This is a genomic window from Sulfitobacter sp. HI0027, assembly GCF_001634775.1.
Classification (GTDB): Bacteria; Pseudomonadota; Alphaproteobacteria; order Rhodobacterales; family Rhodobacteraceae; genus Sulfitobacter.
The window spans coordinates 1-22841 of sequence record NZ_LWER01000175.1 but is presented as its reverse complement, the minus strand read 5'-3'; the positions used below and the strand labels follow the sequence as shown (position 1 = coordinate 22841).

The window sequence follows — 22841 nt, the reverse complement described above, 5'->3', positions numbered from 1 at the left end:
TTGACGTTTGGTGGTCAGAGGGATCAGGCCGAGCGGTAGATCGTCGGCCGCAGGCTGTAGCTGCGCTTGATCGTGGTCGTCGGGCGGATGAGACCGCGCTCGACCTGCACCGCGAAGCCGCGGCGCAGCAGTCGGATCAAGGCCGAGTAACCACGCGCCTTCATGCCGGTGTCGATGGTGAGATCACGCAGCGAGCGACAGGCCCCATCAGGCAGCGCTTCGATGGCGCGCGTGGCTGCAGCATCGGCCTCCGGGTCAGCCTCACGCACGGAAGCTAACATCTGGGCATTGCGCAAATCGGTCTGATCGATATCCGCATCTGTCAGGAGTTGGACATCGTCCGCGTATTCATATTTACGGACCCACCAGCTGACCTCGGCCATATCCTCGAGGAAGACCCCGGAGTGAAGGCGGATCTCGGGCTTGATGGTGTAGGCAATCCGGTAGCCATCGAGCAAGGTCGCCACGACGTCAAAGACGTGCTGCTGCAGATCGTCTTCATCTTCGCCGAAAAAGAACCGCTGCTGCTCGGCCAGTTCGGCCACCTCTTCATCTGCGTTCAGCAGCATCAGGTGACAGAGTTCGAGCCAGCTTTCGGCTTGGGTGCGGGTGCCTTCGCCTTCACCAAGGACGGTATGGGCGGTGCAATGACCCTTGGACGCGGCGGGCACATTGCGCTCGGCCAAGGATGAGTTCGGCAGCAAAATGCCACCTGAGATATCGAACATGGGGAAACCCCTCTACGCGATCGTCCGGATCGGCATCCAGACAGGAAACGGCGAGATCAGCCGGAGACCGGCGGGATCAGGCGCGTATCGCGTCGAGGAGTGGGGTGAGGATATGAAGCATTGGTACCTTCTCGGTAATCATCAGTGGGACAGGCCTAAAGAGCCGATCACAGCAGCCGGGTCAGGCTATCTGTATGAGTACGTAAAAGGTGTGGATTGCTTCAAACTTCATGAGAAACAACTTTTGGTATCGCACCGCATTACTCAAGGGTGGCAATGAATGACACGTTGGGTTGAAAGGCTCACGGGTCGGTGCGCTCGTTGGAAGGCACAATAAGAATAATTACTAATAATAATTTTAATTCAATCACTTAACTATCGCCTCGGCAGCCGTTGTTAGTAGTGACGCTGTGGTAAAAGAAGCACGAATGACGTTGTCTGGTAGAACATCGATATGGAAGCAATCAACTACATATCAAAAAAGTAGTTGCTGCCTATTCTTTTTTCGTTGACTTATTGTAGCAGCGTGAGAATATTGACCACATCAACACGGAGCATCACCCAATGAACGTATCCAACCATTTCGATTGCAGGATGAACCAACGCAGCATCAGAAAAGGTCTGACCGATCTCGCCCTTGACCTCGGCGAGGTGGAAGGTGACCGTTACGTTCTCACGACAAGGATCATCGACCAGGAACTCGAGCAGATGCGCCGGAAGAAAAGACTCCTAGACGACGCCCGCAAGAAGGGCGGCGTGGTGGTCGTGACCGATGATGATATGCTGATAACAACCTACCACACCAAAAGCTTTAACTATAAGTTGTCAAAAAATAAGTAACCCCTGCCTAAAAGGTTCAAATGAAAACGCAAGAAATCCTTACCCAACTCAGCTTCGCGCGCAGCCTCCCGGAAGGTCTTTTCGCCTTTCTTGAGATCACGGCGAATCTAGTGGAAGCCAAGCGCCCTCTGGAAGAGCTCGACAGTGCGAGCGCAATACGCAGCGAAGTCGCCCAGGTTCTCGAAGGCGTCGGGCGCGCTCTACTCGGCACGCCCCGGCAAGAAAGATACCGCACGCTTTCGGAGCTTATGGATGCGGCCGTTGATCACCACGGCGAGGGCTGGGTCCGCCCCGAGGCCAGCAAAAAGATAATCGAAATGATCGGTGATGCGGCCTCAGTTCGCTTCTCCTACCCATGGTCCATGCGGCCCTGCCTAGATTACACAATGGCATCATATTTGAGTGACCGCGCACCAGAGATTAATTTCGTAACGCCCAACGCAGACCAAGCACGGATCTTAGGAAATATTCTGTCGATCCTCGATCTCGGCGGGGCCGTGACGATCGAAACTGGCTGGGGTTGGGATCGGCGTGAAGTGAGTAGTGCTGCAGTAGAAGTCATGTTCCCTCCCTTCGGCATGACTGTGAAAGATGATGACAATATTCCTGAACGCACCCTCACGAGCCTTGGCCTAGAACGAGGAAAGATCGGCCGAATGCTGTCTGAAACGCTGGCGATTGCAGACGCAACCGCGATGACACTCGGCCGCGTGATCCTTTCGACGACGACCGGTGCCATGTTCCGGATGGTCGGCAGCGAAACCGTGGCGCGCGACAACCTCATGCGCAGTGATCGGCTTCAAGCTATCATGGGAGTGCCATCCGGCATGATGTTCACGGCAACGGCAATTCCGACGCTGCTTGTCACCCTTTCGACGACCGTCGCTAAGCGCGATACCGTGCGCTTTGTCGATCTTGGGCATGACCTCGTATCATCAAAGGGGCGCCGAGGCAGGTTCGAGGTTCTCCCTGAGGCCTCGTGGCTCAACCTAGCGTCCACGGCCAAAGTGGAGGATCGCGCGCTGGCGCGGGATGTTTCCTTTGAGGAAATCCGCGAGAACAATCTCGTCCTCACTCCAAACCGTTACCTGAGTACCGGGGCGCGAGAACGTATCGATGATCTACTGGCGAAACACGATGTTGCTCCGCTCGAGGATCTCGTCGGGTTCATCCGCCCGCTCAGCATTTCCGCCGATGAGGATGGCAAACTTACGCTCTTGGAGGCCATGCCGGCAGATATCGGGCCAGACGGATTCATTGGAGAGCCGAAACGCGCGGTTCGGGTGAGCCCTGCCAAATACAACAAGGCCCGCAATCAGCGCCTGGTCCCTGGTGATGTTCTCATTGCGGTGAAGGGGACTGTGGGTTCGGTCGCACTCGTGCCCGAGGGCATTCCTGAGGAAAACGCCGAGACGATTTGGACAGCGGGGCAGTCGATGATGATCTTGCGCGCAGCCCGGCGCGGCGGCATCGCGGCACTGGCACTCTACGAGTACCTCTCTGACCCGACAGTACAGGAGCACATCCAGTCGCTTGCCGGCGGTGCCGTAATACAGTCGATCGGCATGAAAGACCTCAAGGCGCTGGCGATCCCCTTGCCCGACCCCGGCACCTTGACAGAGCTGCAGCGCGGCTTTGAGCGCCGCCAGGATATCCTCACCCAAATCGAAGACCTGCAAAAGCAACTGGAAGATGATCGGGCTGCCTGCTGGCCACATCGAGAATTAAAGCCATCCGAGTGAATAAAATTCCGGGTATCCACAGGAATTCCAAAGCCCGTCTATATCAATCCGCGATTCAGCCGACTACCTTTGCGGGAAGTCGAGAATTGCACAACCGAATTGGAGACCGGCCTTGAGCCAGGAAACGATCAACAACAACGCTTCTTTTATCTGGTCCATCGCAGAATTGCTGCGCGGCGACTTCAAGCAATCCGACTATGGTAAGATTGTCCTGCCGTTCACGATCCTCCGCCGTCTCGACTGCATTCTCGAAGCCACCAAATCCGATGTGGTCGAGCTTGCGGCGGGCCTCGACGCTGACACAGATGACGAAGTGCGCGCCATGGTCCTTGGCAACGCAGCCAATGCAGGTGGGCAGGTCTACAATGCCAGCCCCTTCACCTTTGCTACGCTTCGGCAGCAGGATACAGGTCAACTGCGCAAGAACCTGATCGACTACCTGATGGGGTTCAGCCCGAACGTCCGTGACATTTTCATCGAGAAGTTTGAGTTCACCGAAGTCCTCAAGAAGCTCGACGAAGCGGAATCGCTCTGGATGGTCTTTGATCGTTTTTGCCAGATTGATTTCCACCCTGATGCCATTACCAACCTCGAAATGGGCTATCTTTTCGAAGAGCTGATCCGTCGCTTCTCGGAAATCTCGAATGAAACCGCGGGTGAGCATTTCACCCCGCGCGAGGTGGTCCGCCTTCTGGTCGATCTCCTGCTCGCCAATGACGAAGAGGCTCTGTCCGGGAAGGGCATCATCCGCCGCGTCTACGATCCGGCCTGCGGCACCGGTGGCATGCTGTCGGTGGCGGAAGAATCCATGAAGGCGATGAACCCCGCGCTCAATGTCGACCTGTTTGGCCAGGAACTGAACGGAGAATCCTTCGCGATCTGCAAGTCTGACATGCTCGTGAAAGGTCACGACGCCTCGCGCATCGCTTTTGGCAACACTCTGACGCAAGACGCTCACCGCGGCGAGACCTTCCACTACATGCTTTCCAATCCGCCATACGGCGTGGACTGGAAAAAATACGCAGCTCCAATCAAAGAAGAGGCCGAGGATCTCGGCTACGACGGGCGTTTCGGTGCGGGCCTCCCGCGAATTTCCGATGGGCAGCTCCTGTTCGTCCAACATATGATTTCCAAAATGCGCGACGACGAAAAGGGATCGCGCATGGGGATCGTCATGAATGGCTCGCCTCTCTTTACCGGCGGTGCAGGCTCAGGCGAGAGCGAGATCCGCCGCTGGCTGATGGAGAACGACCTGGTTGAGGCAATCATCGCCCTGCCGACTGACATTTTCTACAATACCGGTATCCAGACCTACATCTGGCTGCTGTCGAACCGCAAACCCGAGGCACGTCGTGGCAAGGTGCAGCTAATCGACGCCTCGGGCGAGCGTTTCTGGCAGTCTATGCGCAAATCGCTGGGCTCCAAGCGCCGTGCAATCAGTGATGATGCGCGGGCGGAAACGGTGCGCATCTATGGCGAATTCTTGAACGGCGAAGCGGGCTTTGGCGATGTGTCGAAGACCTTTGACACCACCGATTTCGGCTACCGTGAGATCCGGGTGGAGCGCCCGTTGCGTTTGCGCTTTGAACTGACGGAAGAAAAGCTGCAGCTCATTTCCGAACATCGGCGCTTTGGTGAGTTGAAAGAGGCTGGCCCCATGCTTCTTGACGGGCTGAAACGCGGCCTGGCAGGACATGTTTGGATGGATCGGGCTGAATTCGTTCCGGTTTTCAACAAAGCGCTCAGGCCTTTTGGCAAGAACATCTCGGCCCCATTGAAGAAAGGGATCATCGATATTCTCGGTGATACCCATGAAGATGCTGAGATTTGTGTCGATAAGAATGGCAATCCTGAGCCTGATCCGAAGCTGCGTGATCACGAGCTGGTGCCTCTTCTGGAGGATTGGCAGGCCTATTTCGTCCGCGAGGTTGAGCCTTTTGTGCCGGACGCCTGGGTTGATACCTCGCATCGAGATGCGTCCGATGGTGAAGTCGGTCGTGTGGGCTACGAGATCAACTTCAACCGGTATTTCTACCAATACGCCCCGCCGCGGCCGTTGGCGGAAATCGACGGCGAGTTGAAGGCGCTGGAGGCTGAGATCGCCGGGCTGCTGAAAGAGGTGGTGGCATGATGCGGCTGAAGCATCATCTGCGGATGACTTATGGTGATGCGTTGAGCGTCGAAGCAAGGAAAGCCGGCGAAGTGCCTGTATATGGTTCGAATGGTATTGTCGGAAATCATTCGCGGGCAAATACGCTCAGCCCTGCAATCATCGTAGGGAGAAAAGGTTCGCATGGAAAAGTCGTCTGGGCCAATAGCCCAGGGTTTTGCATAGACACCGCATATTACGTGGACCAGAGGACATGCGCTGGCGATTTACGGTTTTCGTACTTTCTCCTGATTTCACTCGAATTGGATCGAAATACGCGAGACACCGGTGTGCCGGGTCTGGAACGGAACGAAGCTCACAACAGAGCAGTGCGTGTTCCCGACCTCCCCACCCAGAAACGGATCGCCGTCTTCCTTGACCGCGAAACTGCGCGGATTGATGAGCTGATCGCGAAGAAGGAGCGGTTGCTTGAGGTTCTTCGCCTCCGTCGGCTAGGGCGGATCATGAAAACTCACCTCGGGTAGCGATATCCCGGAACAGCCGCTCCATCGATTGTACTGGGTCCAAACGGGCAAGACACCCTCTCGCAGTGATGAGAGGAACTTTTCAATAGGCGATGGCATGCCTTGGGCAACACCGGCAGATCTTGTTGAAGATAGCCCAATCACTGAAACGAAGGAGTGTATTTCTCAGGAGGGGCTCGCAGGAATGAGACCGGTGCCTGATGGGACTGTGCTAGTGAATGGTATTGGCGCAGGTGTAGGAAAGGTAGGAATTGCGGGCACCAACATGGTATTCAACCAACAAATTCACGCTCTATTGCCTAAACGCAACCTTCATATCAGCAACTACCTTATGTTTTGCATGATCGCTCGTCGCGACGAGATGCTGACACTCGCCAATTTGAATACGATTCCAATCCTGAATGGGGAACGCCTTGGCCGGCTTATGCTTCCCATTCCAGATATGAGTATTCAGGAAAACATCGTCACAGAGATCAACCGTGAGGGCCAGTTTCAACGGGTCATCTCGGGGAAAACCGCAAGATCCATCAGCCGCCTCCGCGAGTACCGCGCCGCCCTGATCACCGCAGCCGTGACCGGTAAGATCGACGTGGGCACCTACGGTATTAAGGGCACTACTTCCGCCACGCTCGACCGGATCGAAGAGGGGATGCAGGCATGAGTGAGACCACAGCCGTCCAGAAATCAGAGCGCATGGTGGCCCTTATTCTGAAAGCTCTTCTCGAAAATGGCATCCGCTACGGGACGATGCTGACCATTGAGCAACTGGACTTCGAACCGAGTGACGAGGATAAATCTATCTTCGAGGGGTGCTGTCTTTGGTTGCTGGATGAAGGCATCATCCGCTGTACAAACATTGAGCAGGTGCGGCGTGGCAGTCCCTTAGCAAACCCGGTCATCACAGCGCATGGTTTCGCTTTGCTTGGTCAGACATTCTTGTCCGACTCAGATGAACGCCTTGGCGATGCTGTTCGGAATGTCGCTGACGGCTCGGCAAGCTATTCCGGCCTCGGCAACTTCGTCGGTGGCGTGCTTGGCGGTTTTACAAAATCCATTAGTTCCTAAGGTTATTCAACATGCCCACTGCAGCCATTTCCCGCGAAAAACTCCACACCGAAGAAGCCGTCGAACTCCACCTCGTCGACCAGCTCGTCACCCGGCAGGGCTGGCGGGAACGCCCCTACACGGCCTACGACCGCAAGCTGGCGCTCGATCCCGAGATGGTAGAGGAGTTCGTCCGCAGCACCCAGCCTGACGCCTGGAAGAAGCTTTGTGATCAGTATCCCGGCAAGGAGCGCGACACGCTGATGCGACAGGTGGAGCGGGCGCTGAAGGACGTCGGTACGCTGGAGGTTCTGCGCAATGGCATCAAGATCGTACCGGGCATCAAGATCGCGCTGTGCTTCTTTCGCCCAGCCTCCGGCCTAAATGCCTCGAACATGCGGGACTACGAGGGCAACATTCTGACCGCCATGCGGCAGGTCCGCTACTCATTGAAGAACGAGAATGCCATCGACGTGGTGCTCTTTGTAAACGGCATTCCGGTGGCCACGCTGGAGCTGAAGAATACCCTTACAGGGTCGACTTACCAGACGGCCGAAAAGCAATACCGCAAGGACCGCGCCCCGAACGGTGAGCCTCTCCTAACCTTCAAACGCGGCGCCTTGGTGCATTTTGCTTTGGACCAGGACAACGTGTCGATGACAACGCAGCTCAACAACGGCCGGACCCGGTTCCTGCCGTTCAACCGTGGCCGCGATGGTGGTGCCGGCAACCCGGATGTGGATGACGAGTTTCGTATCGCCTACCTCTATCGGGACATCGATTGGCGCAAAGCGGTCTTCTCGCGCGAGATCCTGCTGGGGATCCTGCACAAATTCGTTCTGGTTGATGAGGTCGAGCAGGACGACGGATCGCTCAAGCGCACGACCATCTGGCCTCGCTTCCAGCAGCTCGATGCCGTACAGAAGCTTATCGGCGACGCCCGCACCCATGGTGCTGGTCGCAACTACCTGTTCCAGCACTCTGCGGGTTCCGGCAAATCGAACACCATTGCCTGGGCCGCGCATCACCTAGCCACCCTGCATGACGAGCGGGATCAGGCGATCTTCGATACGATCATCGTGGTGACTGATCGCGTTGTTCTCGACCGGCAGCTGCAGCAAACCATCAAATCTTTCTCCCAGACGCAGGGCTACGTGGTACCGATCGATGGCACCTCGCGCCAGCTGAAGCGCGCGCTGGAGCAAGGTGCGAAAATCATCATCTCGACGATCCACAAGTTCTCGACCGATCAGCTGTCAGTCCTGAAGAACGAGGCCGGAAAGCGGTTCGCCATCATCATCGATGAAGCACACAGTTCGCAGTCGGGCAAACACGCAGACAGTATGGCGCGCGTTCTGGCGGATGGAGAGCTCACCGAAGAAGAGAAGGAGCTGGACGAGACCGAACAGGCCTTGCTTGAGCTGCAGCGCTTACGTGGCCCCAGGCCAACCTGTCCTATCTTGCCTTTACGGCGACACCCAAGAACGTGACCCTTGAACGCTTTGGCGTGCCTACAGCGGACGGACCGCTGCCCTTCCACCTTTACTCGATGCGTCAAGCCGTCGAGGAAGGTTTCATCATCGATGTGCTGCGCAACTACCAGACCTATAAGTCCTATGCGAAGCTGGAAAAGGCGATCGAAGACGATCCGAAGCTGCTGGAGCGGAAATCCGCCCGCAAGGTGGCGCGCTTCATCGAATTTCATGAGACCACCATGGCTCAGAAGGCCGAGGTGATCGTCGAGCACTTCCGGCGCCACGCTCTGCCGGAGCTGAACGGCAATGCCAAGGCGATGGTGGTGACCTCAAGCCGCGAACATGCCGTGTGCGCCCATTTCGCCATCGAAAAATACATCCGCGACGCCGGCTACACCGACGTGCGCACACTCGTCGCTTTTTCCGGGGAAATCGATGTAGATGGCGATACTTTCACGGAACCGGGGATCAACGGTTTCGGCGAGAAGGAGTTGCCCCGGCGGTTCGACACTGGCACCTACAATGTCCTCGTCGTTGCCGAGAAATACCAGACCGGCTTCGACCAGCCGAAGCTTGTCGCAATGTATATCGACCGTCGTCTGAGCGGATTGCAGGCCGTGCAGACCTTGGCGCGTCTAAACCGTATCTACCCGAGCAAGGAGCGCACTTACATCTTGGACTTCCGCAATACGGTCGAAGAGATTCAGGAAGCTTTCAAGCCTTATTACAACGTCACCATGCTGGAGGACGTTTCTGACCCGAACCAGATCTACAATCTGGAAGCCCGGCTGAAAGCGTTTGGCATTCTGGATGAAGCAGAAGTTAACCGTTTCGTCGATCGATTCCTGAAAGCCACAAAACGCACCGATGAGCGTCCGATCCTCGAAGGGATCGTTCGCCAGGCTGTGACACGCTTCAATGAGACCTTAAACGAGAATGACCAAGAAGAGTTCCGGCAGGTTCTGTCGTCTTTCTTGCGGTTCTACTCATTTATCGCTCAGGTGGTCGACTTGGGCGACACCGATCTTGAAAAGCTGCACATCTACGGCACATGGCTGAAGCGCATCCTGCCCACCCGACAGGCGCCGCAGGGCGAAGATGTGACTGATGATATGCTCGATCTCGAGGCCTACGTCATCAAAGAAGAGGGCGAAGTCACCGACGCCCGTCTCGGCAAGGACGACAGCAAGGCGTTGGGCCCGATCGACCGGTTCGGGGCCAACCCTTACACCGAAGAGGAACAAAAAACCCTTAGCGAGATCATTTCTTCGTTCAACTCACGGCATGGCACCGAATTTTCAGAAGAGGATTACGTCCGGTTCGAGGCGGTGAACGCCGACATTCTGGAGGATGACACCTGGGTGGAGATGCTTGCCCGCAATGACCCCCGTGATGTCCGGCCGCGTTTTGATGCAGAGTTCATGCGCCGGGCGATCCAGGCGTTCCAGCGTGACAACGCGATGCGGAACGCTTTCATGCAGGATCAGGAAGCACGGAACATGCTCATCGGGCTGATGTTCCAGCGGGCGGTTCGTGGGGCTGGTAGAGCGGCATGAACAAGCAAAGTACAGAGGGAGCAGCACTCATGAAAAAATTTACGCATCTGCAGCTCTTTCTGGGGGCCATTTTGAACCTTAACCGTCCGAACGATCCAACCCATTGGCTAAAAGGCAAAAAGCGCAGCTTTGGGCTGCGCTTTCTACATAAGGGGTTTAGACTCTCAACGCGCAAGGGCAAGTCCCCAAGGCTCGCAGCACCCCTGTGCCGCCACGAAGCGAGTAGATGTTAGGTAGCACTGATGTGTGTTCCTGCCAACCTTTTTGAACCAGAATAATAATCTTTATCTTGAGGGCACAAACCGCACGATGACCGTAGTGAAACGAGAAATCAGTCTGATCGAGGCACTCGGAGCCTACCTGTGTTACACACCAAAATACACAGAAACAGATGAATTTCATGCGGATTTAAGGACGCTGAACCACACCTTATTCAGGGACGCAATCCGGGAATGTCATAATGGGAAAAAAGAAGAACACGTTGAAGGGGCGCCCTCCAAGCGGCAACTCATCCACATGGTATACACGAGAAAGGTAAAGGAATTAGCCTCATTATACCCATTTTTATTCGCAACCGAGAACGCACTGCGAGCAATCGCACACGAATCTTATCATCGCGCCTTTAAAGATCCATACTGGTGGCGCGACATCATTCGAGCCCATACCCACGAGAAAACGGAAAATGACTTCCCCCTAAAAGGTGATGGCAAAAAGAGGGTGCGAAAGCACCCTGTGAACCCATCGTTCTTAGCAGAATGCTTTTTTGCCGCTACGCAGCTCGGACCCCGTCAGATCAAAGCCCTCGATGCGCCAGCTTGTTCTTCGATCAGGTTCTATGAGGAGCTGTCTATCAGACATCTTTTCAAAATCATGCATTCAGATTATGTTCTCTGCACCGTCGGGACCTTAAAACGACAACAGTTCAAGGAGCACATGATTACAATTTGCGATGCACGCAACGAAGTCTTCCACGGTAGACCAATCAAAAATAGATCGACACTCTTCTCTGCATGTGAGGCTATCCTTGATGCTGCGGGACTACACATGGGTGATTTTGACAAAGCGCTGCAAGTCACAACGTACACGAGACAGACGCCGTCTATGAAGCGATCAAAAAGACACTTGCTCCCCCCGCCTCCCTTCGTGTTGCCTTGAGGCAAAAGCGCAAAGTACCTGGGCTCACATATCGTAATGAGATGCTGGGGTAAGGTCTTCACTGCAGCGGGGCGGCCGCCCCTCCAGCGTCTCCGCCCGCTCCAGCATCCGCACCACGTCCCGGAGGCTCATCCGGCGCCCCGTCACTTGGGGTGCCCTCCCCAATGCCTCGCAGACCGCCTCGAGCGCCTCTTGGGAAAGCCCCATCTCTGTCCCGCGCCGCACGGCAAAGTCGTGCAGCTGCTGCGATGTGATCTCCTGAACCTCCACAATCTGGCAGCGCGACAGGAACGGCTCCGGCACGGTGTCGAGATTGTTCGCTGTGAAAAGCCAGGAGATGTGGCTCATGTCGAACGCCAGCCGAAAATAGGGGCAGGTCCAAGTCCGGGCCGTGCCCGGCTCCATAAGCCCGAGCATGGCTTCGGTAAGGGAAAACGAACGCCCTTTCGTGGAGGTTGCGATACCAGCCTTACAGATCTCATCCACGATGAAGATCGGGTTGGCGATCCGGTGATCCAGAAGCAGATTTACGGGCCGACCAGGCTGCGCGCTGCCCCAGCCACGCTCAACCCCCGCCACATCGAACCCCGCACTGCCTGCTCCGGCGTCACTCTGCGCCATTGGCAGCCCGAGCCGGTTGGCCATGGCACGCGCCCAGGTGCTCTTGCCGATACCCGAAGGGCCGTTGATCAGCAGCGGTTCAATCTTGATCGCCGTGCCTCGGCGCTTGGCACGGCGCAGGTCATGCCAAGCGCACTCCGTCGCTCGCCCCATCCAAGGCATTTCCTCATGCAACCCTGCGGCAACCTCATCTGCCCAATGCTCGGACGGTGCCATCATGGCTGTCATGTACGCCTCTTTCGGGGAAAGCCGCTGAAGGTCCTCTTTCGAGAGATGGGCCGTACCTTCCGCGCGGCTTCGCCTGGAAATTAAACAACGCACGCGTTTAGCGATCACAGCTTCGTCTTTGTAGGTGAGACCGCCGTCCGGCAGTTCTGCATTGAAGAGGTCTAGGTCGCCATCTTCGAAATCGGCTGAGTGTTCGTCGTCGCCGATGAGCCCTTTCGCAAGGTTGCGTTTTCGAAGGTCTCGAAGAAATTCGCGCAGCCGTTTTTTCATGGCCCGTTCGTCGGTGTCGAAAACTTGCACTTGGATAATCTTGATTTTGGACATGGGGGTCTTCCGTGGTCGGTCTGAAGCGGATCAGGCCCGGGCACAACGCTCTAGCGCTAAGCCGGGGCCCGGAGGGGCGGATCAGGTGCCCCGTATGAGGCCGATGGGAAGGTGATGTGTCATGCCAACAAGAAGACGATGCGCGGCCGAAAGGTCAAGTCCGCCCACCTACGAAGAAGAACGCCGCCCCTGTCGGAACGGCGTTTTTCGCCTTTTAAATAAATCAAAGGCTTACGTCGAGGTGGCAGAGATAGACCCGCCAGGTGGCGGCCGAAATCACCGGAATGGCAAAATTACTCCGGTGATTTCAATCAACCTACTAGGCAGTCCAAAATCACCCACACTTACTATGCCCACAGCTCCCACAAGTCATGCACCCCTCGACCATTCGCATGTCGAACTGGCCGCAAGACGGGCATGACTTGCCACGCGGCGCATCGAGGCCGACGACCTTCGCCTGCGGGTCAGTTTTCAGGCCCATGCCCTCGCCCGCGATGAAGCCGGTGGCGATCATGTGGCGCTCGATCACGCCGCCGATGGCCGCGAGGATGGAGGGGATGTATTTGCCCTGCATCCAAGCCCCACCGCGCGGGTCGAAGACTGCCTTGAGTTCCTCAACCACAAAGGACACGTCACCACCACGGCGGAACACGGCAGAGACCATCCGCGTCAGCGCCACGGTCCAGGCGAAATGCTCCATATTCTTGGAGTTGATGAAGACCTCAAAGGGGCGACGGTGGCCGTTCAGCACGATATCGTTGATGGTGATGTAAAGCGCGTGCTCACTGTCGGGCCATTTGACCTTGTAGGTGTTGCCCTCCAGTTCCGCCGGACGGTCCAGCGGGTCGGACATATAGACGATCTCGCCGCCTTCGCTGACCTGATCGGGACTGTCGGCGGGGGCCTTATCGGTCTTCTCCGACGAGACGCTCAGGACCGAGCCAGTCACGTCGTTGGGGCGGTAGGTGGTGCAGCCTTTGCAGCCCGTATCCCACGCCTGCATATAGACGTCCTTGAAGGCATCGAAGGAGATATCTTCGGGGCAGTTGATGGTCTTGGAGATCGAACTGTCGATCCATTTCTGCGCCGCGGCCTGCATCTTGACGTGGTCGGCGGGTGGCAGAGTCTGGGCGTTGACGAAATAGTCGGGCAGTGGCGTGTCGCCCTTCAACTCGCGCCACATCTGCACGGCGTAGTCGACGACCTCTTCCTCGGTCCGGCTGCCGTCTTTCTGCAGCACCTTGCGGGTGTAGGCATAGGCAAAGACCGGCTCGATCCCCGAGCTTACATTGCCTGCGTAAAGGCTGATCGTACCAGTGGGCGCGATGGAGGTCAGCAGCGCGTTGCGGATGCCGTGTTCGCGGATCGCATCGCGCACATCGTCGTCCATCTGCATCATGGCGCCGGAGGCGAGGAACTTTTCGGCATCGAAGAGCGGGAAGGCCCCCTTCTCTTTCGCCAGTTCCACGCTCGCCAGATAGGAGGCGCGGGCGATAGCTTTGAGCCATGCCTCGGTCTGCGCCGCCGCCTCGTCGGAGCCATAGCGCAGGCCGACCATCAAGAGCGCATCAGCAAGGCCGGTGACACCCAGACCGATGCGGCGCTTGTTCTGCGCCTCGGCCGCCTGTTCGGGCAGCGGGAAGTTCGACACGTCGACGACGTTGTCCATCATGCGGACGGCGGTGGCGACAAGCTCGCTCATCGCATCTTGGTCAAGATGGGCGTCGTCTTCGAAAGGCTGCGCGACCAGACGCGCGAGGTTGATCGAACCTAGCAGACAGGCGCCATAGGGCGGCAGCGGCTGCTCGCCACAGGGGTTGGTGGCGGCGATGGTCTCGCAATAGTTCAGGTTGTTGGCGGCGTTGATGCGGTCGATGAAGATCACGCCCGGCTCGGCATAATCATAGGTCGCCTGCATGATCTTGTTCCACAGATCGCGCGCCTGCACGGTCTTATAGACCTTGCCGCCGAAAACGAGGTCCCACGAGCCGTCGGCCTTCACAGCCTCCATGAAGGGGTCGGTGACCAGCACGGACATGTTGAACATGCGCAAACGCGCGGGGTCGGACTTGGCGGCGATGAAATCCTCTACATCCGGGTGGTCGCAGCGCATGGTCGCCATCATCGCGCCGCGGCGCGAGCCTGCGGACATGATGGTGCGGCACATCGCGTCCCAGACATCCATAAAGGACAGCGGGCCCGAGGCATCCGCCGATACGCCCAGCACATCCGCGCCGCGTGGCCGAATGGTGGAGAAATCATAGCCGATTCCCCCGCCCTGCTGCATGGTCAATGCAGCCTCTTTCAGCATGTCGAAGATACCCGACATGCTGTCGGGCACGGTGCCCATGACGAAGCAGTTGAACAGGGTCACGCGGCGCGCGGTGCCCGCGCCTGCAGTGATGCGGCCAGCGGGGAGGTATTTGAAATCCTCCAGCGCGTTGAAAAACTTGTCTTCCCAAACATCCGCCTTCGATTCGACCTGCGCGAGGTCGCGCGCGATGCGGCGCCATGTGTCCTCTACCGTGACGTCCTTGGCGGTGCCATCGGCCCCTTTAAAACGGTATTTCATATCCCAGATTTGTTCGGCGATCGGGGCGGTAAAGCGGGACATGGGGAAACTCCTGAAGTCGATTAGCAGGGGGTCTTATTAGCCAGCCTATGCCGGGGTGCAAACAGTAAATTCACCTCCGAGCATACAAGAATTTGCATGTGATTGAAATCCAACTACCTTATATGGCGTAGATCAATGGAATCGCTGGGGGGCGATGTGACCGGCAAGATTAACCTGATAAAGCTTTCGGTCGGCACCGAAGGCGTCGATAGCCTCGCCAAATGGCAGGCGCGTAAGGACGTGCGGACCAAGGACGGTCTGCCGCGCCATGTGACCCGCATGTGGCCCAAGCGCGAGGCCGAGATTCTCAACGGCGGCTCGATCTATTGGGTCATCAAAGGCGTCATCCAAGCCCGCCAGCGCATTGTCCGGCTGGAGGAGATCATCCGCGCCGACGGCATCCGCCGCTGCGCCATCGTGCTCGACCCTGAGATCATCCGCACCCAAAACAGCCTGCGCCGCGCGTTCCAAGGCTGGCGCTACCTCAAACCCGAGGACGCGCCCCCCGACCTGCCCGAGGGCCGCGAGGCCGAGGCCGACCTGCCTGTGGAGCTAAACCGCGCTCTGGCCGAGATCGGCGTGCTCTGAGCCTCACGGGGCGTAGAGCGCTTCGATCTGGTCGCCGTAGAGTTCGTAGATTTTGGCCCGGCGCACCTTCATTGTCGCCGTCACCTCGCCGTCGTCGTGATCAAGCTCCTTGCGCATCAACCAGACCTTCTTGACCTGCTCGACCCGTGCCAGATCGCGGTTCTGCTTGGTTACCTCCGCGTCGATCAATTCTTGCACCTTGGGATGCTCGGCGAGCGAGCGGAAGGTGGTATAGGCAATCCCCTGCCCCTCGGCCCAGAGCCGCACGGTGTCCATGTCGATCTGCACCAACGCCGTCACATAGGGCCGCTTGTCGGCCACGGCCACGACCTCCTTGATGAAGGGGCTGGCCTTGATGACATTCTCGATATGCGCGGGCGCAAGGTTCTTGCCCGCCGCGTTGATCATGATGTCCTTTTTGCGGTCGATCAGGGTGATCGAGCCATCGGCCTCCTCGCGCCCCACATCACCTGTGTGCAGCCAGCCGTCCTGAATGGTCTCGGCGGTGGCTTTGGGGTTCTTGTAATAACCCTTGAAGATGGTCCCGCCCGAGAACAGCACCTCGCCATCCTCGGCGATGCGGGTGCGCACGCCGCTGACCGGAAAGCCGATGCGCCCGTCGCATTGGCCCCATGATTTCTGGATCGTGCCCACGCCCGAGGTTTCGGACATGCCCCATGCCTCACGGATATTGACCCCGATGCCGCGCATAAAGCCCAGAAGCTCGGCGCTGATCGGCGCGGCGGCAGAGATCGCGAAACTCGTGCGCCCCAGTCCCAGATAGCTGCGGATGTGCCGGTAGACGAGCGTATCCCAAAAGGCATGCGCCATGCGGTCCCCCGCGCTCCACTTGTCGCGCCGGATCATGCCGCGCCGCTGTGCGCCTTTCAGCGCCATCAGCGTCATCGGCCCTTTGATCCGCCCTGCGGTCTGCGCCTGCACCAGCACCCCCGCCTGCATCTTTTCCCAAATTCGCGGCACGCCAAAGAAGACCTGCGGCGCGACCTCGCGCAGATCAAGGGTGATGGTCCGAAGGCTCTCGCCAAAATTCATCACGAATTGCTGCGCCAGCCCGTTGATCACCGTCACCGCCTGCTCGGCGATGTGGCACAGCGGCAGATAGCTCAGCACATCCGTCCCGGGCGGGTAGTCCCCGAAAACGTCACGCGCCACGCCGACGCCCGCGTGGATATTGCCATAGGAAATCTCCGCCGCCTTGGGCAGCCCGGTGGAGCCGGAGGTGAAAACCATCATCGCCGTGTCGTCGGGCTCGATCCCCGCCTGCCGCGCGCGCAGATCGTCGGCGAGACCCGAAAGCCGCGCCCGGCCCCGCTCAAGCAGGTCGTCGAAACTGATCAGCCCCAGCAAATCCTCGCCCCGCGTGCCCTTGGCGTTGAAAATCACCAACTGCCGCAGCTGCGGCACCCGGTCGCCCAGTTCCTTGATCTTGTCCAGCTGCTCCTGATCTTCGATGAACAGCACCGTGGAATCCGAGGCGTTCACCAGATGCTCCAGTTCCGCCGCCGGGCTGGTGGGATACATGCCCACGACCACCCCCGCCGCCGCATTGATTCCGAACTGCGCCTGCACCCATTCGCTGCGGTTCTCGCTAAGGATGCCGACATGATCGCCCGTGTTCAGCCCCAGATCGACCAGCCCTGCGGCGGTGGCCTGCATGATCTCTTGCAGCCCCTCCCAGGTGATCTCGTTCCAGATGCCAAATTCCTTTTGCCGCATCGCCACCCCGTTGGGGCGGTTCTTGGCATGGTTGTGCACCATGCGGACCAGCGGCGCGAAGTCGCCCTTGAACTCGTCGAATGCCATGGCGGACCTCCCTAGCTGAGCCAGCGTTTGCGGCGTTTGTAATGTTTCACATCGCGAAAGGACTGCCGCGCGCCGCCCTCCTCACCCATGCCGAGGTAGAAGGACTGGATGTCCTTGTCGCCGCGCAGCTTGGCGACATCCCCTTCCATGACGATTTGGCCGCTTTCCATGATGTAGCCGTAGTCGGCGACCGAAAAGGCCACCCCGGCGTTCTGCTCCACCAGCAGGATCGCGGTGCCGTCCTCTTGGTTCAGCCGCTTGATCGTGTCGAAAATCTCGGCCACCACCTTGGGCGCGAGGCCGAGCGAGGGCTCGTCCATCAAGATCAACTCAGGCCGCGCGATCATCGCCCGGCCAAAGGCCAGCATCTGCTGCTCCCCGCCCGAAAGATAGCCCGCGATCTGGCGGCGCCGCTCCTTCAACCGCGGGAAAAACGCATAGACCTTGTCATAGTCCGGCTTCGCCTGCCGCCGGTCCAGCGCGTAGGAGGCGGCGATCAGGTTGTCCTCCACCGTCATCTCGCTAAAGATCCGCCGCCCCTCGCGCACGTGGAACAGCCCCTGCTGCACCAGACGGTCGGGCTGGATCGTCATGATCGACTGACCTTTGAAGCTGATCCGCCCCTCGCCGACCTCACCGTTCTCCAGCGCCAGCAGGTTGCTCGCCGCTTTCAACGTGGTGGTCTTGCCCGCACCATTGGTGCCCAGAAGCGTGACGATCTTGCCGTCGGGCACTTCCAGCGACAGCCCGCGCAGCGCCTGCACCGTATGGTGGTAGGTCACTTCGATGTTCTCGATGGTCAGCACGGGCGCGTCCTCTTTCTAGGGTGTGGGGCGCCCGCCGGACGCCCCGCGTTTATCAAACGGTGAACCAATCGGATTTCGGCGTGAACAACCCGTCCTCGGGGTTGTAGCCATAGACCCGGCCCGTCCCGATGGCGTTGTTTTCCATGCTCACCGGCCCACCAAAGAAGCCGCCCGAATCCCAGTCCGAGATCCCCGCCAGCTTCTCGGCGATGTTGTCAGGCGTCAGTTCCAGCCCGGCCTCGGCGGTGTCGCGGAAGGCTTTCATGGCGATCTCCAGCCCGCACATGGTCTGGATCGCCCATGTCGACATGTAGTTCTCCAGCGGCGTACCCGCGAACATTTGCTTGCTGAGTTCGGCGTACTGCTGATAACGCGGCGCCTCTTCGCGGTCATAGAAATAGCGGTAGGGCATGACGCCCTCGTACCCGGCAAGGAAGGGCCCCGCCTCGGCGGTGATGCGGTCGGCGATCAGTTTCTCCATACCCCAGAAGGTGCCCTTGAATTTGACCGGCAGACCAAACTGCCGCGCGCCGCCAATAAGCTGCGGCCAGACGCCAGTGACATAACCCTGAAGGATGCAGTGATCCGCGCCGGACTGCGCCAGTTTGGTGACGTGCGTGGGTATATCCGCGCCTTCGGCCTTGGTGCTTTCCTCCAGCACGACTTCAAGGCCCAGTTCCTCGGCGGTCTTGCGGCCGTGTTCGATCGGATCGCGCCCGAACTCGGTGTTGGAGAATATGAAGGCGACCTTCTGCCCGCCCTCGTTCTTGATATTCTGCAACAGGATGTCGAACTGGCTTTGGTAGGTTGGACCCGAGAGATACTGGTAGGGATGCGTCGCCGGGTCGGCCAGTTCCGAGGCGAAAGAGGTCGACCCCATAATCCGGGCGTTCTCGCCCTTGAGCTCAGGCGCGATCAGTTTCATCGCGCCGGTGCTGTCGGCGAAATAGCCGATCATGTTCTTGCCTTCAGAGGCCAGCGCCCGCTGGTAGTTGTTGAGCGCATTCTGCGGCACATAGCCCGAATCCTCGGTGACGAAGCGAATGGGCACCCCGGCCACCCCACCCTCGTCGTTGAAAAGCTTCGCGGCCATGGCAAAGGCAGGCGCGACCAACTGACCGGCGGTGGCAAAGGGCCCGGTGAGCGGCAGCGAGGCGCCGAGCACATACTCCTTGGGCTGGGCGCGCAGGATCATCGGCGTGCCCATGGCCGCCGTCGCGGCGGCGGTGGTGGCGAGGAAGGATCGGCGGTTCATGGTCATCTGGTCTTCTCCCTGATGTGGCCTTGTGAATTCTTACCCGCGTGCAAACGGCCAACGGTTTGCGGCGCGCAGGATACGGTCGACGATTTGGTTGATGCCCAAGGGTTCCTTGAGCAGGAACAACACCAGCAGCACGCCGAAGGCGATCTGCTGCAAGGGCGCGCGCAATTGCCCCGCGCCGGCGCTGTCACCCGCAAGCGCGCCAAAGAGCACTTTGATAAGTTCGGGCACCATCACCACGATGATGACCCCGAAAACCGGCCCCATCGTGCGCCCCATGCCGCCGATGATCAGCGCCGCCACAAGGTTCAGCGACAGCGCCAGTTCGAACTGCTCGGGCAGGATGCGGGCGTAGAAATAGGCGAAAAGCGCCCCCGCCAGACCACAGTACGCGGCCGAGAGGGCAAAGCTCATCAACTTGTAGCGCAAGAGCGAGATGCCGAGGATCTCGGCGGAATAGTCGCGGTCGCGAATGGCGATGAAGGCACGACCCACGCGGGTGCGGATCAAGTTCTGCGCCGCCAGCAGCGACACCAAGCCCACCGCCGCAATCAGACCGAACATCTCACGTTTGGTATCCAACTCCCAGCCCAGCAGATTAGGCACATTGGTATTGATCCCCACCATGCCACCGGTCCAAGGGGCAAAGAGGTCTTCTTCGATCAAAAAGATCACGATGAAATTCGCCGCGAGCGTCGCCACGGCAAGGTAGAGCCCCTTGACCCGCAGGCTCGGCAGGCCGACCAACACGCCCACCGCCGCCGCCAGCGCCACGGCCAAGGGCACCGAGACGAAGGGCATCAACCCTGCCGGGATCACCCCGGCGCCGAGGTTACCGAAGATGGTCACCGCATAGGCACCGATGGCGACGAAGGCGCCATGGCCCAGCGACACCAGCCCGGTATAGCCGGTCAGGATGTTGATCCCCACCACGGCGATCAGCAGGATGCCCATCTGGCTGGCGATCAGAATGAGGTAGTCGTTGCCGAACAGAGTGAAGAGCGCCAGTGCGAGGATCGCCCCGTAAACGAAGGCCTGTTTGTAGCGGTTGTTCAGCACCCGCTCATCGGCGGCATAGCTGGATTTGAGATTTGCGTTGATCATATCCGCTCGACCTCTTTCTGCCCCATCAGGCCGTGCGGCCGCCAGATCAGCACCACCAGCACGGTGACGTAGGGCACGATCTCGGCCCAGCCGCCGCCCATCTGCCACTGGGTCATCGCCTCAAGCACGCCGACGACCATCGCCGCGATCAGCACGCCGACATAGCTGTCGAGCCCGCCCATCAGCACGATCGCCAGCACCGAGAAGCCGAAGAGACCAAGGCTCGGTGAAATGCCGTTGCGGGTGGCGAGGATCGCCCCCGCGATGGCGCCGGTGGTGCTGGCCAGCACCCAAGCGCGAGAGAAGACCTTGGGCACTGAAATACCCATCGAATAGGCGGTCGACTGGTCCTCGGCGGTGGCGCGAATGGCAATGCCGCCCTTGGTGAACTTCACGAAGGCGACGATGCCACCGAAAAGCAGCAGGGCCACGACCATGTTCACCAGATCAGTGCCAAAGAGGAAGATCATCGTGCCGAACAACTCGAACCGGATCGGCATGTTGGGCGCGATATAGGGCACGCTTGCCGCATCCGCCGTCCAGATCAACTGCGCCGCGCCCGACAGGATCGAGATCAGGCCAACCGTGACCATGATCATCGCAAAAATAGATTGCCCCATCAGCGGGCGCATCAATACCCGCTCGATGATCCGGCCCAGAATGGCGTTGCAGACCAGCGCCCCCGCCAGCCCCAACAGGATGCGCGGCAGGTTCGCCACCCAATCAAGCACCGCCGCCACGGGCGAAAACATCGGCAGTTCGCCCCGCATTTCGACCATCCAGCCCGGCTGCCAAGAGGCGAGCCAAGCAGGCGCCCAAGGCTGGCCCGGGACGATCACGGCGAAGGTGAAGTAGAAATAGGCCCCGAACATGATCAGGTAACCATGGGCGAAGTTCACCACCTTGGTCGCCTTGTAAACGCTGACGATCCCCACGGCGATCAGCGCGTAGATCGCTCCGGCCATCAGCCCGTTGATCGCGAATTGCACGAACTGCCCCATCAAAGCGCCCCCCTGTCCTGAAACCCGGAATCTTTGAAAGATTCCGGACCGATTTCTTTTAAAGAAATCGTCATGCCGCGGCCCCCAGATAGGCTTCGATCACCGCCGGGTTGTTCGAGACCTCCTCGGGGGTGCCGCTGGCGATCTGTTGGCCAAAGTTCAGCACGACAATGCGGCTGCAGATGTCCATCACCATATGCATGTCATGTTCCACCAGCAGGATCGTGGTGCCGAACTGCTCCTGCACGTCGAGGATGAACCGCGCCATGTCGGCGGTCTCTTCCCGGTTCATGCCCGCCACCGGCTCATCCAGCAGCAGCACGCGCGGGCGCATCGCCAGCGCGCGGCCCAGTTCGACCCGCTTTTGCAGACCATAAGGCAGCATGGTAATCGGGTATTTGCGGATGTGGTCGATCTCAAGGAAATCGATCACCTGCTCTTCGATCTCGCGGCGCAGCTCCAACTCGGCCTTCTGCGCCGCGCCGAAATAGCGCAGCGCTTGCCAGACGTTGGTATTGAGCCGCGTGTGACCGCCGAGCTTGATGTTGTCGAGCACGGTCATGCCGCGAAACAGCGCGATGTTCTGGAAGGTCCGCGCCAGCCCCAGCCCTGCGCGCCTGTCGGGGCTGAGCGTCGTGATATCCTGCCCGTCAAAGGACACACGCCCCCGGTCGGGCTTGTAAAACCCTGATATCGCATTGAAAAGCGAGGTCTTGCCCGCGCCGTTGGGGCCAATGACACCGGTGATCTCTCCGGCCCCGGCTTCGAAATTCACCCCCTGCAGCGCCTTGATGCCGCCAAAGGACAGATGCAAATCCTCAATCTTCAGCAATCGCCCACTCCCATGCGGCGACGGCTGCGGCCCCTCGCAAGGGGCGCGTGACATCCGATCATCGACGGATCCTCCCTATGTCCCGATCCCTGCCCCTTTTGGCGGAGCTTGTGGTATCGGCCTTCTGTGGTTGCCGCCCGTAGTGCAAGAATTTTTTGACCCTATTGGCGAGTGATCGAGTGCGGTCTTCTGTAAGGCCTCGAGATGCGGCACTTCCAAAAGCCGCGGGCCGGGATGGTGATCAGCGGATCAGGTCCAAATCTGTTGAGCGAGCTCTGAGCTCGTAGGCCCTAACTGGTTTTCCCAATCCAGATCTATTCGATCGTTTTGCCCATTCAGGTCGTCGTCTTCTTACACTCCCCTTGGCACCGTCGCTAGCAGTTCAACAAGAGCATCATGCCGCGACTGCCAGCGCCGGATCCTTGTAATCTTCGTTCTTTGTCAGCATCGCCCAGATTTGCCGG

Annotated in this window: 20 protein-coding genes; 11 read left to right on the top strand and 9 right to left on the bottom strand. The window is 58.8% G+C overall.

What is annotated here, in order from left to right; genetic code table 11:
- Positions 1-23 precede the first annotated feature (23 nt).
- Complete coding sequence (locus A3722_RS11120) at positions 24-728, bottom strand: hypothetical protein (protein ID WP_067629528.1); 705 nt, start codon at positions 726-728, stop codon at positions 24-26.
- On the opposite strand from A3722_RS11120, the gene A3722_RS11115 reads away from it, so the two are divergent.
- From A3722_RS11115 to A3722_RS11075, 10 genes are all read left to right on the top strand, one after another.
- Positions 727-1008 carry a hypothetical protein gene (locus tag A3722_RS11115; protein ID WP_067629527.1) on the top strand — a complete coding sequence of 94 codons (282 nt, stop codon included), beginning with the start codon at positions 727-729 and terminating at the stop codon, positions 1006-1008. The two genes, A3722_RS11120 and A3722_RS11115, sit on opposite strands and share 2 nt — an antisense overlap.
- Positions 1009-1292: 284 nt before the next feature.
- Positions 1293-1568: a hypothetical protein gene (locus tag A3722_RS11110; RefSeq protein WP_067629524.1), complete on the top strand. Its 276-nt coding sequence runs from the start codon at positions 1293-1295 to the stop codon at positions 1566-1568.
- A 20-nt stretch (positions 1569-1588) separates the two neighbouring features.
- Complete coding sequence (locus tag A3722_RS11105) at positions 1589-3310, top strand: N-6 DNA methylase (RefSeq protein WP_067629523.1); 1722 nt, start codon at positions 1589-1591, stop codon at positions 3308-3310.
- 112 nt (positions 3311-3422) lie between these two features.
- On the top strand, positions 3423-5441 hold the full coding sequence (locus A3722_RS11100) for a type I restriction-modification system subunit M (RefSeq protein ID WP_067629522.1): 2019 nt from the start codon (positions 3423-3425) through the stop codon (positions 5439-5441).
- A complete protein-coding gene (locus A3722_RS11095; RefSeq protein ID WP_067629521.1) occupies positions 5438-5944 on the top strand; it encodes a restriction endonuclease subunit S in 507 nt (168 codons plus the stop codon). The genes A3722_RS11100 and A3722_RS11095 overlap by 4 nt, the downstream gene beginning before the upstream one ends.
- 28 nt (positions 5945-5972) lie before the next feature.
- Positions 5973-6605, top strand: coding sequence for a restriction endonuclease subunit S (locus A3722_RS11090; protein WP_161487399.1), 633 nt, complete (start codon positions 5973-5975; stop codon positions 6603-6605).
- Positions 6602-7009 (top strand): hypothetical protein, encoded by a 408-nt coding sequence (locus A3722_RS11085; RefSeq protein WP_067629518.1) that lies wholly within the window; start codon positions 6602-6604, stop codon positions 7007-7009. Before A3722_RS11090 ends, A3722_RS11085 begins: the two co-directional genes overlap by 4 nt.
- Before the next feature lie 11 nt (positions 7010-7020).
- Complete coding sequence (locus A3722_RS24565; protein WP_201722014.1) at positions 7021-8478, top strand: type I restriction endonuclease; 1458 nt, start codon at positions 7021-7023, stop codon at positions 8476-8478.
- The gene (locus A3722_RS24775; RefSeq protein WP_236627390.1) at positions 8475-10019 is read left to right on the top strand and encodes a type I restriction enzyme subunit R domain-containing protein; all 1545 of its coding nucleotides are present in this window, start codon (positions 8475-8477) and stop codon (positions 10017-10019) included. The genes A3722_RS24565 and A3722_RS24775 overlap by 4 nt, the downstream gene beginning before the upstream one ends.
- A 309-nt stretch (positions 10020-10328) precedes the next feature.
- The gene (locus tag A3722_RS11075) at positions 10329-11174 is read left to right on the top strand and encodes a hypothetical protein (protein WP_067629516.1); all 846 of its coding nucleotides are present in this window, start codon (positions 10329-10331) and stop codon (positions 11172-11174) included.
- 24 nt (positions 11175-11198) lie between these two features.
- Here the strand turns inward: A3722_RS11075 and A3722_RS11070 are convergent, their stop codons facing one another.
- Together A3722_RS11070 and A3722_RS11065 are read right to left on the bottom strand one after the other, a co-directional pair.
- The gene (locus tag A3722_RS11070) at positions 11199-12293 is read right to left on the bottom strand and encodes an AAA family ATPase (protein ID WP_161487400.1); all 1095 of its coding nucleotides are present in this window, start codon (positions 12291-12293) and stop codon (positions 11199-11201) included.
- Positions 12294-12681: 388 nt separating this feature from the next.
- The gene (locus tag A3722_RS11065) at positions 12682-14961 is read right to left on the bottom strand and encodes an adenosylcobalamin-dependent ribonucleoside-diphosphate reductase (RefSeq protein ID WP_067629507.1); all 2280 of its coding nucleotides are present in this window, start codon (positions 14959-14961) and stop codon (positions 12682-12684) included.
- A 135-nt stretch (positions 14962-15096) separates the two neighbouring features.
- On the opposite strand from A3722_RS11065, the gene A3722_RS11060 reads away from it, so the two are divergent.
- Positions 15097-15549 carry a DUF1489 family protein gene (locus tag A3722_RS11060; protein ID WP_067629506.1) on the top strand — a complete coding sequence of 151 codons (453 nt, stop codon included), beginning with the start codon at positions 15097-15099 and terminating at the stop codon, positions 15547-15549.
- 3 nt (positions 15550-15552) lie between these two features.
- Here A3722_RS11060 and A3722_RS11055 read toward each other — a convergent pair whose 3' ends face one another.
- The 6 genes from A3722_RS11055 to A3722_RS11030 form a co-directional block, all read right to left on the bottom strand.
- Positions 15553-17373 carry an AMP-dependent synthetase/ligase gene (locus tag A3722_RS11055; protein WP_067629505.1) on the bottom strand — a complete coding sequence of 607 codons (1821 nt, stop codon included), beginning with the start codon at positions 17371-17373 and terminating at the stop codon, positions 15553-15555.
- 11 nt (positions 17374-17384) lie between these two features.
- Positions 17385-18179 carry an ABC transporter ATP-binding protein gene (locus A3722_RS11050; protein ID WP_067629504.1) on the bottom strand — a complete coding sequence of 265 codons (795 nt, stop codon included), beginning with the start codon at positions 18177-18179 and terminating at the stop codon, positions 17385-17387.
- Between the two features lie 52 nt (positions 18180-18231).
- Positions 18232-19440, bottom strand: a complete 1209-nt coding sequence (locus A3722_RS11045) for an ABC transporter substrate-binding protein (protein ID WP_236627389.1) — start codon at positions 19438-19440, stop codon at positions 18232-18234.
- A gap of 33 nt (positions 19441-19473) precedes the next feature.
- Entirely contained in the window at positions 19474-20544 is a 1071-nt protein-coding gene (locus tag A3722_RS11040; RefSeq protein WP_067629502.1) for a branched-chain amino acid ABC transporter permease, read from the bottom strand.
- Complete coding sequence (locus A3722_RS11035) at positions 20541-21545, bottom strand: branched-chain amino acid ABC transporter permease (protein WP_067629500.1); 1005 nt, start codon at positions 21543-21545, stop codon at positions 20541-20543. The genes A3722_RS11040 and A3722_RS11035 overlap by 4 nt, the downstream gene beginning before the upstream one ends.
- A 70-nt stretch (positions 21546-21615) precedes the next feature.
- The gene (locus tag A3722_RS11030) at positions 21616-22431 is read right to left on the bottom strand and encodes an ABC transporter ATP-binding protein (protein ID WP_067629499.1); all 816 of its coding nucleotides are present in this window, start codon (positions 22429-22431) and stop codon (positions 21616-21618) included.
- Between the last annotated feature and the right edge of the window lie 410 nt (positions 22432-22841).